Here is a 13,376-nt window from a genome sequence, read left to right as displayed (position 1 = left end):
ATTTCTCTTCAATTAATATTACAAATGCATTAAACAACAAAGCGCCTTGCAATTGCAAGACGCTTTATTGTTTAATATATTTTTATTTTTTAGTTCTTTGTTATTTAATATATTTTTATTTTTTAGTTTCTAATGCGTCTCCACACCAGAGAGACAACATGAGCCATTGTTTTATAAGGTTTAATGTGAACTTATACTAGAGAGTGCCTTAAAATAATCCGGAAAGGTTTTAGAAGTACACTGCGGATCATTGATCGTCACACCCGTTTTAGCTAAAGCAATTAAGGAGAAACACATCGCTATACGGTGATCATTATAAGTATCAATCAACGCATCTTTAAATATTTTTGGTGCCGTAATACTAATGTAGTCTTCACCTTCTATCACCTCTGCACCGACTTTACGCAATTCTTTTGCCATCGCAAATAAGCGATCAGTTTCCTTCACTCGCCAATTAGAAATATTCCTAATATGTGTTGTACCTTGCGCAAATAATGCAACGATTGCCAGAGTCATTGCGGCATCAGGAATATGATTAAAATCCATATCGATAGCATTAAGTTCACCTTTGCTTACTTTAATATAATCGTCTCCCCATTCAATCTTTGCCCCCATCGCTTGCAATGCATCGGCAAAAGCAATATCACCTTGAACCGATTTCCTACCTACCCCTGTTACTGTAACATCCCCCCCTGAAATCGCCCCAGCAGCTAAAAAATAAGAGGCCGAAGATGCATCCCCTTCTACCAGATAATCACCTGGTGAGCGATATACTTGCTGGCCTTTAATGATAAATGTCTGATAATTGTTATGCTCTACATCAATCCCAAAATCTTTCATTATTTGTAACGTTATTTTTATATAGGGTTTAGACACGAGCTCACCGATAATTTCAATCTGTGTATCTGCCCCTGCCATTGGCGCTGACATAAGAAGTGCAGTTAAAAATTGACTCGACACTCGCCCATCAATTTTTATCATCCCGCCATTAAGACCTTGAGCATGAATACGTAGTGGCGGATAATTTTCCTCTTTTAGATAACTAACTTGCGCGCCGGCTTGTCTTAAAGCATCGACTAAAGAGCCAATAGGTCGCTCATACATACGTGCTTCTCCACTCAATATATAATCCCCTTTACCTAAACATAAAGCGGCACAAAGTGGACGCATAGCAGTACCGGCATTACCTAAAAATAGAGTCAACTCACCGAGTTCTAGGGTGTTAAAGGCGCGCCCAAGTCCAATAATTGTACATACCGTTTTATTCTCAGATAAACTTATATTAACGCCCAACTTTTGTAAGGCATTAAGCATATGGCTTACATCATCACTATCTAGTAGGTTGGTTAACCGTGTAGTGCCTTGACTCAAAGCCGCTAACAATAAGGCTCGATTAGACAGACTTTTCGAGCCGGGAAGATTGATGGTACCGTGTACTTTACTTATAGGCTCTAAACGAAGCTGTTGCATATTATTAACTCTCTAATTTTAAGACATGAATCAATGCCTGTTTAAAACGCTGATTTTGAGCATAAGTCCCAATACTTACGCGTAAATGGTTTTTTAAACCATAAGGACTTAGAGGCCGCACTATCACACCTTCTTTTAATAATTCTTGATAAACATCTTCTGCAGAGCACCGAACATTAACACTAATAAAATTACCTTTTGATTCAATAAAACTCAATTTGTGCAGATTAAAATAAGCGCTTAAATCTTGCATCCCTGCATTATTTAGTGTCACGGTTTGCTGTAAATAAGCCGTATCATTTAATGCGACTAAGGCTGCTTTAAGTGCCAATGAATTACAATTAAATGGCTGACGGATCCGGTTTAATATTTCTGCAATCGATACATGCGATAAGCTATAACCTATACGTAAACCCGCCAAACCATAAGCTTTAGAAAAAGTGCGTAATACAATTAGATGCGGGAAATCAATTATCCATTTACTACTATCTTCAGCATCATTAACATATTCAAAATAAGCTTCATCTAAAACAACAATAACATGTGCTGGCACGCGCGCTATAAATGCTTTTAATACTTTAGAATTTACAAATGTACCTGTAGGATTGTTTGGATTTGCAATGAAAATAATTTTTGTCCGAGCCGTGATAGCCTGCAACATCGTCTCTAAATCATGCCCATATTCGCGTGCAGGAACAAGTACCGCACGCGCTCCCATAGCTTGGGTTAATAACGCATAAACAACAAATGAATACTGTGCAAAGATCACTTCATCCGTCTTATTTAAAAAAGCATGGGCAAGCATTTCTAATAAATCATTAGAGCCATTACCCAGAGTTATCTGAACAGGTTGCAATGCATATTTATCCGCTAAAGCTTGTTTTAAATAATAGCCATTAGCATCAGGATAACGAGTGATCTCATCGATACTTTGCACTAACATCTGCTTTACTTTGGCGCTAATGCCGAGTGGATTTTCATTCGAGGCCAATTTAACAATATCTGTGATACCTAGCTCGCGTGCAAGCTCATCACTGGGTTTACCAGGCTGATATGGTTGCAATGATTGCACCCCAACATTTGCCAGTTTTAAAAAATCAGTACTCATGATACATCCCTTATTGTCCCCTTCTTGCAGGTAAATTATTTATCTACATATTTTCATTTGCAAAGTCACGCATAAACTTAACTAAAGCTTCAACACCAGCAATAGGCATTGCGTTATAGACACTCGCACGCATACCACCCACTGATTTATGACCTTTTAAATTTAATAGACCAGCGACTTTAGATGCGCTCAAAAAAGAATTATTGAAACTTTCATCAACAAGACTAAAAGGAATATTCATACGACTTCGTACTGATTTATCAATATTGTTTTGATAAAAATCACTACTATCAATAAAGGTATAAAGTAAATTTGCTTTCATAATATTTCTTTTTTCAACTTCAACTAAACCACCTTGTGTTTTTAACCATTTAAAAACAAGGCCTGCGAGATACCAAGAATAAGTCGGTGGTGTGTTATACATAGAATTGAATTTATCTTGTATTGCATAATCAAAAATAGATGGGATAGCGCGACGCGCATGACCAATTAAATCCTCACGTACAATCACAATAGCTAAACCTGCAGGACCTATATTTTTTTGTGCTCCTGCATAAAGAAGACCAAATTTTGTGACATCAATCGGCCGAGATAAAATAGTTGAACTGATATCTGCCACTAAGGGTATAACACCTGTTTCTGGAACATCAAAAATTTCAATTCCATCAACGGTTTCATTCGGGCAATAATGCACATAAGCAGCACCGGCATTAATCGGCCATTGTGCGCAAGGCAAAACACTTGTTTTACCTTCAGATGTTGTCGTTAATATATTCGTTTCATTAATACGTGCATATTTTTTAGCTTCGAGTGTTGCCGAATGAGACCATTGACCCGTTAAGAAATAATCTGCATCTAATTTATCACCTAATAAATTAAGAGGAATAGCTGAAAATTGGCCTCGACCGCCACCATGACAAAAAAGCACTTTATAATTATCAGGAATATCCATTAAATCGCGAAGATCTTGCTCAGCTTCTGCCGCCATGGTCATATATTCAGGGCTACGATGGCTCATTTCCATGACAGATACTCCATTATCTTGCCAATTACAAAACTCCTTTTGCGCTTGTAGCATAACTGCTTGAGGTAACATTGCAGGTCCGGCACAAAAGTTAAATATATTATTCATTTTATTCTTTTCCCTTATTTATTAGAGACAAAAGTCACAAAGACTCTAACATCGTACAAGCCTAAAATAAAATAAGCGACTCATGTCGCTTATTTTGTTTTTATCCGCTTTTCTTATTCAGAAAGCATCTCATCTTGATCTTCTGTTATTTGGGTATCTTTATCCGGTACCTCTTCTGATTTAGCGTTAGTATTAAAATCCACCTCTTCTTCATCTTCAAAAACAGGTGCCTCTTGTACCTCTTCTATACGTTGTAAGGCTACAATTTTTTCACCCTCACGCGTTTTGATAAGTGTAACACCTTGTGTGTTACGACCGACCACCGAAACCCCATGTGCCGGCGTGCGCACTAAAGTACCTCGGTTTGAAATTAACATAATTTCATCGTTTTCATCAACTTGTACCGCGCCAACGACTTTACCATTACGCTCACTGACTTTAATTGATATCACGCCTTGCGTCGCACGACTCTTCGATGCATAGTCGCTCAATGGTGTACGTTTGCCATAACCATTTTCCGTACACGTTAAGATGTGTCCCGTTGCATTAGGTACAATTAAAGATACGGCTTTTTCACCCTCTTTAAGTTTAATACCACGAACGCCTGTCGCCGTACGTCCCATTGGACGCACCCCTTTAAACTTGATTTCTTGTACACCATTCTCATCTAATACTGGATTGCCTTCTTCATCGACAACCAAAATTTCTTCGGCTTCTTTAAAGCGTACGACTTTGCCCGCATCAGAGAAAATCATGATTTCATTTTTACCATTGGTTATTAATGCACCAATTAATTCATTATCATCATTCAAATTTATCGCAATTAAACCACTTGCACGAGGACGACTATAAGCGCTTAATGCTGTTTTTTTCACCGTACCATTTGCCGTTGCCATAAAGACAAATTTATCATCATCGTATTTACGCACAGGTAAAATAGCAGTTATCCGTTCACCTTGCTCTAATGGTAATATATTAATAATAGGGCGACCACGAGCCTGACGAGAAGCCAGCGGTAATTGGAATACTTTCAACCAATATAAACGTCCACGAGTAGAGAAGCACAAAATGGTATCGTGTGTACTTGCCACTAATAATTTATCAATAAAATCTTCATCTTTCATTTTTGTTGCAGATTTACCTTTACCACCACGGCGTTGCGCTTCATAGTCGGTAAGGGGTTGATACTTAACATAACCTTCATGTGACAAGGTCACTACTACATCTTCTTCAGTTATTAAATCTTCAATACAAAGATCCGTTTCAGATGCCGTAATTTCAGTACGTCGTGGATCAGCAAAATCAGCTCGAATTGTATTTAACTCTTCGATGATAACTTCCATTAAACGCGTAGGATTTTCTAAAATAAATAATAAAGCCGTAATAATATCAATTAACTCTTTATATTCATTTAATATTTTTTCATGCTCAAGACCCGTTAGCTTATGTAAACGCATATCCAAAATAGCCTGAGCTTGTGTATCCGTCATGAAATACAAATCATCACGCATACCAAATTCAATGGCAAGTCCATCTGGGCGCGCAACATCAACGCCTGAAGCTTCTAACATAGAAGCAACATTACCAAGTTTCCAGCCTTGTGCTTGTAGTCCATTTTTTGCTTCAGCAGGTGTTGAAGAATGGCGAATAAGCGCAATAATAGGCTCAATATTCGCTAATGAAATAGCGAGACCTTCTAACAAATGGGCACGAGAGCGAGCTTTTTTAAGTTCAAAAACAGTACGGCGTGTCACCACTTCTCGACGATGCAAAATAAACGCATTTAACATCTCTTTTAAGTTCAGAAGTTTAGGTTGGCCGTGATCTAAAGCCACCATATTAATACCGAATGAAGATTGCATCTGAGTTTGTGCATAAAGATTATTTAAAATAACTTCACCCACTTCACCGCGTTTGATTTCAATTACCATACGCATGCCATCTTTATCAGACTCATCACGTAGCGCGCTTATCCCTTCAATTTTTTTGTCTTTTACTAATTCAGCAATTTTTTCAATTAAACGTGCTTTATTAACTTGATAAGGCAATTCATTAACAATGATCGTTTCACGACCCGTTTTTTCATTTACTTCAACTCGCGCTTTTGCCCGAATTTTTAATTTTCCACGCCCCGTTTTATAACCGTCGACAATACCTTTCCGGCCATTAATTATCCCAGCTGTTGGAAAGTCTGGACCCGGAATATATTCAATTAATTGATCAATGGTTAATTCTGGATTTTCGATTAAAGCTAAACAACCATCAATCACTTCACCTAAATTATGTGGCGGAATATTGGTGGCCATACCCACAGCGATACCTGATGAGCCATTGATAAGCAGGTTAGGTATTTTTGTAGGCATAACTTCAGGAATAAGCTCAGTACCATCATAGTTAGGAACAAAATCAACCGTTTCTTTGTCTAAATCCGCTAATAATTCATGAGCAATTTTATCCATACGGATTTCGGTATAACGCATCGCAGCAGCGCTATCTCCATCGACAGAGCCGAAATTACCTTGCCCATCAATTAGCATGTAACGTAAAGAGAAATCTTGTGCCATTCGAACAATCGTATCATAAACAGCCGTATCACCATGTGGATGGTATTTACCAATCACATCGCCAACAACACGCGCCGATTTTTTGTAGGGTTTATTCCAGTCGTTGCGTAATACACTCATCGCAAATAATACTCGGCGATGCACGGGCTTAAGCCCATCACGGACATCAGGTAACGCACGTCCAACAATTACGCTCATTGCATATTCAAGATAAGAGTTTTTTAATTCGTCTTCAATGTTAATTGGAGAGACATCGGGTGCAAATTCGCTCATATGGCTAAAGATCCTCAAAATTTTAGGGTTCATCAGTTTAGCACAAAGCCTTGCTCAATGATTCTTTCTTTTAGCCTTAGAGTTGCCTATACGCACGCTATGGTGTAAATAAGTCAACATTGCTTTGTAGTGATTTATTTTTGACCTGTGATTTTTTTTGCAAAACAGCTTACAACGCTAAACAAATCCATTTGTATAGTTACGTATATTAGGTACAATCTTGATCTTTAAATTAATAGAGTACACGTTCATGTCGCAAAATGTGCCCCTCAGTGAAAATAGCAATCTCGAAAATGTAGATCCTAAAGAAATTGAAAAGTTTTCAGCGATGGCAACACAATGGTGGGATCCTAAGGGTGATTTTAAACCTTTACATATGCTAAATCCCATGCGTCTTGAGTATATCGAAAAAGGCGTTGATGGACTCTTTGCAAAACGCGTTGTTGATGTCGGTTGTGGTGGCGGAATTTTGGCTGAAAGTATGGCAAAAAAAGGTGCTCAAGTTATTGGCATTGACATGGCAAATGCATCGTTACAAATTGCGCGTCTACATGCGCTCGAGACAGCAAGTACATTAGACTACAAAAAAACAACAGCCGAAGCCTTTGCCACTCAATATAAAGAACAATTTGATGTGGTCACCTGCATGGAGATGCTGGAGCATGTTCCCGATCCTGCCTCCATCATTCGGGCTTGTTGTGATTTACTTAAACCGGGTGGCAGTGTTTATTTCTCAACCATCAATAAAACAGCAAAAGCTTATCTAATGATGATTTTAGGCGCAGAGTATCTATTACAATGGGTGCCCAAAGGTACCCATGAATATAATAAATTTATTCGCCCTTCCACATTACTTGCTGCGATTGATAACACATCTCTACAATGTATAGATTTATGTGGTGTTGAATATCGACCCTTATATAATAATTTCCACATAACAAAAAATGTTGACGTAAATTATATGTTGCACTGTATCAAAGCAAAATAGGCTAAGTATCTCTTTAACCTATTTTGCTTAATCTACTCATTTTTTACAGCTGGCAAGTATTTAATTAATAAAAATATCATCACCATTGATTACCGTTGCCACTATTTTTATATCTTTTAAATAGATAGCGGCATCTTCTGTCGCTTCTTCTTCTAAGATTGTAAAATCAGCCCATTTCCCGATTTCAATACTGCCTCTAACATCATCCTGATGTGCAAGCCAAGCATGATTATAAGTGATAACTCGCATTGCTTCAGCCACACTTAAACATTGATCTTCACCTAAGACACGCCCAGATAATGTGCGCCTATTAACCGCGCACCAAGCAGAAAATAAGGGGGCCACTTCCGTGACCATATCGTCTGAATGTAAACCATGTAATAAGCCATGATCCGTCGCAGAGCGACATGCATTCATTCGCCGAGCAATATGTTCTCCCACCGTATACTTAACGTGAACATCACCCCAAAAATAAATATGATTTGCAAATAAATTAGGAGTTACATCATATTTTTTCATCCGATAAAACTGATTTTCAGTCGCAAGCTGGCAATGCTCTAAAGAATGTCTAAAGCCAATATTAGACGATGCTTGACGCACATTTTCAATCGCTAATAATGCGGTCTCTATTGCACCATTACCATTGGTATGAATAGAGCAAGAAAAACCATGCGTTTCACTTATTTTTAATTGTTCAATGGCTTGAGCACAGCTCATTAATAAAATCCCATTCTTTTTATGCTCAGTTACATACGGTTGATCCGGCAACATATTGGCAGTAAAACCTTGAATAGAGCCATCCATTATAAATTTAAGATTACCCACACTTAAAAAATTATCTTTTTTGTTTTTTAAAGCGTGAATAGCGGGCCAGCCCGTTTTTCCTGCGTAGCGCCAATGCTCAATCGTTGAGTACCATACCTCCATATTAACTCGTGTACTTAATAAACCACGCTCTTTCGCCTCTATCCAGCCTTGAGATGCATTATCTTTAGGGATAAACGGAAAATTAGTTCCTTTATCTGTAATAGAAGTACAACCATTAATTCTTGCTATTTTAGTGGCAATACGACTCGCATCCACCAAGCCTTCAATCGTGTAATCCATACGCATAGCACCTTTTAAAATTGCATGCTGTATCATCGGCATTTCAGCTATTGTCCCAGTCACAACTCCCTTTATATCACGCTCTAAATTAGGATCGTCTGCCAATACCTGATATGCACATAAATCGATAGCATAACTATTAATATTGATCACATGACCGGATGCATGCGCTAAACAGATTGGATATTTATCACTGATTTTATCTAAGATTTTGCAACTTAAATCTACATTACCCAGTAATAGAGGGTCGAGTCCCCAACAGTTCAACCAATGTGCATCGCCCTGCTCTAGACGTTCGTTATCTTGTCTAATAAGTACTTGTAAACGAGCTAATAAAGCACCTTTTGATTGGATGCCTGGCAAAATATTTCCTTTTTCATCTACTCTATCTAAATAACCAATATAATGTGAATGTTTTAAATAGGATCCCAATATTTGCGGATGCATATGATGTTCAGAAAATCCAGGATAAATAATGTGCTCAGAGAATTGCTGATTGCAGATAACTTTAATCTTATTAATATACAAAAGTTGAATGATATTTGAAAAATCACCCACTCCGACAATAATGCCATTTTGAACCGCAACCGCTTCAGCCTGAGGATGTTTATTGTTCATAGTGATCACTTTTTTAGCTTTAAAAACGGTCACCTCTGCATCATAATCAATCAAGCGTAACGATAAATCTTTAAAATTCATCCTGTTTCTCCTCATCACATTCTACTATTAATTTTTCTTCCCAACCTTGGGTTGGAATAGCAAAAAAACCGGGAATATGTAAAAAAACCAATATAATTAATATGCCCAAAGCATACTGAGCAGATTCCATCCGTGTTTCTTTATATAGCAAAAGAGATACTCGCGTATCATCAACCGAAAAATTCGCTTGTTGCATCTCTTTAATAAAATCCGTATTACTCATAAACCCAATAACAGGCTGGGCTTGTATATATTCTTTAGCTTGAGGGGCTACAGATGCATGTAGCATGGCGCTTTTAAATAAAGTGGAGGAGCTAAATAATAAAACACTGCCGACGATAGAAACGGCGGTGGCTTGCCATATGTTGCGCACGGAACACTGGATACCCGAAGCCTGTGCGGCATCTCGAGAATTCAATGTGCAAGAAACTATCATTGCTGACTGTGAGACAAGCCCGCCAAGACCGGAGCCTAGCAAGACGAGGCCCATCAACATTAAAAACAATTGATAACCATTTAATTGTAATGAAAACAAGACAAATAATATGCCGGGTATTGTTACTAGTGTCGATATAAATACAATTTTACGAGGTGAATGTTGACAATAATATTTCGGTACTACAATAGAAAATAATATCATCGGCAGTGCCATAAAAGCCATTACGACGCCCGTCATGGTTCCACTTTGTCCTGCAACAAGTATCATCCAAGAAATATTCACAAAAAATACCCCACTAAAAAGAGCAAAGATGAGCCCGGTGACATAATTTATTAAGTAACGACTATAATCAATTAACAAGATCAATAACCACATCCATAAATGATTATTTATCAAAAGGACAATACAATGAAAGAACAGTTTATAAAATCTAAAGCAGCCATCGCTTGGGGTCCGAATCAACCTTTATCGATTGAAGAAATTGATGTCATGTTACCAAAAAAAGGCGAAGTACTAGTAAAAATCATTGCCTCTGGTGTTTGTCATACTGATGCATTTACTTTATCTGGAGATGATCCTGAAGGTGTTTTCCCTGTAATATTGGGCCATGAAGGGGGCGGTATTGTAGAGCAAATTGGCGAAGGTGTAACAAGTGTTGCCGTCGGCGATCATGTTATTCCTCTATATACTCCAGAATGTGGTGAATGTGAATACTGTCTTTCAGGAAAAACAAACCTATGCCAAAAAATTAGAGAGACACAAGGCAAAGGTTTAATGCCTGATGGCACAACACGTTTTTATAAAGATGGAAAACCCATTTTTCATTATATGGGCTGTTCTACTTTTTCTGAATATACTGTATTACCCGAAATTTCTTTAGCAAAAGTTAATCCTGAAGCTCCCTTAGAAGAAGTCTGTTTACTCGGCTGTGGCGTCACAACCGGAATGGGCGCGGTCATGAATACTGCAAAAGTAGAAGAAGGAGCGACCGTTGCCATTTTTGGGATGGGTGGCATAGGGCTTTCTGCCGTGATTGGCGCAACGATGGCAAAAGCAGGTCGAATTATTGTCATTGATATTAATGAGAGTAAATTTGCACTGGCTAAACAATTAGGTGCCACTGATTTTATTAACCCTAAAGATCATAAAAAACCGATTCAAGATGTCATTGTTGAACTCACTAATGGTGGGGTCGATTATTCTTTTGAATGTATTGGTAATGTAGATGTTATGCGCAGTGCACTAGAGTGTTGTCATAAAGGTTGGGGTGAATCAATCATTATTGGAGTCGCTGGTGCGGGTCAAGAAATTAGCACGCGTCCTTTCCAATTAGTGACCGGACGAGTTTGGCGTGGTAGTGCATTTGGTGGTGTAAAAGGTCGTACTGAATTACCCGATTATGTCGAACGCTACCTAAAAGGTGAGTTTAAACTTTCTGATTTTATCACCCACACGATGGGCCTTGATAAAATTAATGAAGCCTTTGACTTAATGCATCGAGGCGAAAGCATACGCAGTGTTATCCACTTTAATCTTTAATCCTTAATCCTTAATAATCTACACTTTCAGTTTTAAAGTAATTTAAAACTGAAAGCCCCTTTAACAGAGAGAAATTGCGATGATTCTTGAAAACATTAGCAGTAATAAAGCTTTTAATGGCTGGCACAAACAATATACACATCCTTCTAAATTACTTCACTGTACGATGCGGTTTGCCATTTATTTACCGCCACAAGCAACACCCGAAAATAAAGTGCCCGTTCTATATTGGCTCTCAGGCCTGACCTGTAACGATGAGAATTTTATGCAAAAAGCAGGCGCACTTAAAATAGCGGCTGAATTAGGCATCGCAATTGTTGTACCTGATACAAGCCCCCGCGGTGACGACGTTCCGGATGATAAAGCCTATGACTTAGGTATGGGTGCTGGTTTTTATGTGAATGCGACAGAAGCACCTTGGAATACTCATTATCAAATGTACGATTATGTTTTGTATGAGTTACCAAAATTAATTGAGGAACATTTTCCTGTCAATAGCGTACGCGCCATCAGTGGCCACTCAATGGGTGGGCATGGTGCATTAGTACTTGCTTTGCGCAATCCAAATGTCTATCGATCAGCTAGTGCTTTTAGCCCTATTTGCGATCCTCTTCACTGTCCATGGGGCATAAAAGCAATGCGCGCTTATTTAGGTAAGAATACCGACAATTGGTCTCAATATAATGCCAGTGAATTAATAAAAAACAGTGGATCTACATTGCCCATACTTGTTGATCAAGGAGATAATGATCCTTTCTTAAGTACACAATTAAACCCAGAAACGTTTATTAATGCGGCCAAAAACAAAAACTACCCGCTTACTTTTAATATGCAACATGGCTTTGATCATAGTTATTATTTTATTAGCTCATTTATTGAAGAACATTTACGCTTTCATGCTGTTTATTTAAAAAGCTAAAAACATTATTAACATCTCTTGGATAAGATTAATTATCGTTATTCGCCTTTTGATTACGCCGAATCAAAATACTGGCCGAATTTATATTCAAAATGTAGATCATTGTAATACGCATGGTCCTTTTGATAGTAAAGTTGCCCCCATTCGCCAAAGTAATCTATGTTTAGAGATAGCTTTACCGACTAAACCTCTACGCCATATTATGGACGAAGAGGGAGAAATCGCGCTGTGTACACTTTCAGCTTTAAACTTAGGCGCTATTGAATCACTGGATGAATTAGAGCCTCTTAGTGAGCTTGCCGTGCGCGCATTAGACAATCTACTTGATTATCAAGATTACCCTCTTATCGCAGCTAAAAACAGCTCGATGGCGCGTAGAACACTCGGCATCGGCGTCATTAATTATGCTTATTATTTAGCCAAAAACGGTGTAAAATATTCAGATGGTAGCGCAAACAACCTTACGCATCGGACTTTTGAAGCCATTCAATATTATTTGCTAAAAGCCTCGAATAAATTAGCAAAAGAGCGTGGCGCGTGTCCTAAGTTTAATGAAACACGCTATTCACAAGGCATTTTACCCATTGACACGTATAAAAAATCATTAGACAGTGTGTGCAATGAAAAATACCATTTAGATTGGGAAACACTACGCAAAGATATCGTCAAACACGGGTTACGTAATTCAACGCTATCTGCATTAATGCCATCGGAAACATCGAGCCAGATATCAAATGCGACAAATGGTATTGAACCCCCACGAGGGTTTATCAGTATTAAAGCGAGTAAAGATGGGATATTAAAACAAGTGGTACCTGAATTTAACAAGTATCGACAAAATTATGAATTGTTGTGGGATATACCCCATAATCAAGGATATATAAACTTAGTGGGCATAATGCAAAAATTTGTCGACCAAGCAATCTCAGCGAATACCAACTATGATCCTAAACGTTTTACAGGAGAAAAGGTCTCCATGACCACCCTGCTCACTGACTTATTACACGCTTATAAAATGGGTCTAAAAACACTGTATTATCATAATACCCGTGATGGTGCTAGCGATGAAAATGTTATTGCTGAAAGTGATGACTGTGCTGGCGGAGCATGTAAAATTTAACCCTTTTTGAAGAGAGTA

10 protein-coding genes are annotated in these 13,376 nt (G+C 38.1%); 4 read left to right on the top strand and 6 right to left on the bottom strand.

Features of this window, described 5'->3' with window-relative positions:
- Nucleotides 1–180 precede the first annotated feature (180 nt).
- The 4 genes from aroA to gyrA all read right to left on the bottom strand — a co-directional run bounded on the left by aroA (nt 181) and on the right by gyrA (nt 6,547).
- Nucleotides 181–1,470 carry a 3-phosphoshikimate 1-carboxyvinyltransferase gene (aroA, locus tag B8W84_RS02060; protein ID WP_094751677.1) on the bottom strand — a complete coding sequence of 430 codons (1,290 nt, stop codon included), beginning with the start codon at nt 1,468–1,470 and terminating at the stop codon, nt 181–183.
- Nucleotides 1,471–1,474: 4 nt separating this feature from the next.
- On the bottom strand, nt 1,475–2,578 hold the full coding sequence (hisC, locus tag B8W84_RS02055) for a histidinol-phosphate transaminase (protein WP_094751676.1): 1,104 nt from the start codon (nt 2,576–2,578) through the stop codon (nt 1,475–1,477).
- A gap of 43 nt (nt 2,579–2,621) precedes the next feature.
- Nucleotides 2,622–3,710 (bottom strand): 3-phosphoserine/phosphohydroxythreonine transaminase, encoded by a 1,089-nt coding sequence (serC, locus tag B8W84_RS02050; RefSeq protein WP_094751675.1) that lies wholly within the window; start codon nt 3,708–3,710, stop codon nt 2,622–2,624.
- Between the two features lie 113 nt (nt 3,711–3,823).
- Nucleotides 3,824–6,547, bottom strand: coding sequence for a DNA gyrase subunit A (gene gyrA / locus B8W84_RS02045; protein WP_094751674.1), 2,724 nt, complete (start codon nt 6,545–6,547; stop codon nt 3,824–3,826).
- A 250-nt stretch (nt 6,548–6,797) separates the two neighbouring features.
- Here gyrA and ubiG point away from each other — a divergent pair, with 250 nt between their 5' ends.
- Entirely contained in the window at nt 6,798–7,535 is a 738-nt protein-coding gene (ubiG, locus tag B8W84_RS02040; protein WP_094751673.1) for a bifunctional 2-polyprenyl-6-hydroxyphenol methylase/3-demethylubiquinol 3-O-methyltransferase UbiG, read from the top strand.
- A gap of 60 nt (nt 7,536–7,595) precedes the next feature.
- Here ubiG and B8W84_RS02035 read toward each other — a convergent pair whose 3' ends face one another.
- Both B8W84_RS02035 and B8W84_RS02030 read right to left on the bottom strand, forming a co-directional pair.
- On the bottom strand, nt 7,596–9,341 hold the full coding sequence (locus B8W84_RS02035) for an amidohydrolase (protein WP_094751672.1): 1,746 nt from the start codon (nt 9,339–9,341) through the stop codon (nt 7,596–7,598).
- Nucleotides 9,331–10,062 carry an MFS transporter gene (locus B8W84_RS02030; RefSeq protein ID WP_143522277.1) on the bottom strand — a complete coding sequence of 244 codons (732 nt, stop codon included), beginning with the start codon at nt 10,060–10,062 and terminating at the stop codon, nt 9,331–9,333. The genes B8W84_RS02035 and B8W84_RS02030 overlap by 11 nt, the downstream gene beginning before the upstream one ends.
- Nucleotides 10,063–10,188: 126 nt before the next feature.
- Here B8W84_RS02030 and B8W84_RS02025 point away from each other — a divergent pair, with 126 nt between their 5' ends.
- From B8W84_RS02025 to B8W84_RS02015, 3 genes are all read left to right on the top strand, one after another.
- Entirely contained in the window at nt 10,189–11,319 is a 1,131-nt protein-coding gene (locus B8W84_RS02025; RefSeq protein WP_094751670.1) for an S-(hydroxymethyl)glutathione dehydrogenase/class III alcohol dehydrogenase, read from the top strand.
- A 79-nt stretch (nt 11,320–11,398) separates the two neighbouring features.
- Nucleotides 11,399–12,238, top strand: coding sequence for an S-formylglutathione hydrolase (gene fghA / locus B8W84_RS02020; protein WP_094751669.1), 840 nt, complete (start codon nt 11,399–11,401; stop codon nt 12,236–12,238).
- A 4-nt stretch (nt 12,239–12,242) separates the two neighbouring features.
- Nucleotides 12,243–13,358 carry a hypothetical protein gene (locus B8W84_RS02015; protein WP_374220143.1) on the top strand — a complete coding sequence of 372 codons (1,116 nt, stop codon included), beginning with the start codon at nt 12,243–12,245 and terminating at the stop codon, nt 13,356–13,358.
- The last annotated feature ends 18 nt before the right edge of the window (nt 13,359–13,376 follow it).

The sequence above is a fragment of the Psychromonas sp. CD1 genome, assembly GCF_002239585.1.
GTDB lineage: Bacteria > Pseudomonadota > Gammaproteobacteria > Enterobacterales > Psychromonadaceae > Psychromonas.
The sequence above is the reverse complement of the archived record's forward strand: the minus strand, read 5'-3'. Positions and strand labels throughout refer to the sequence as shown.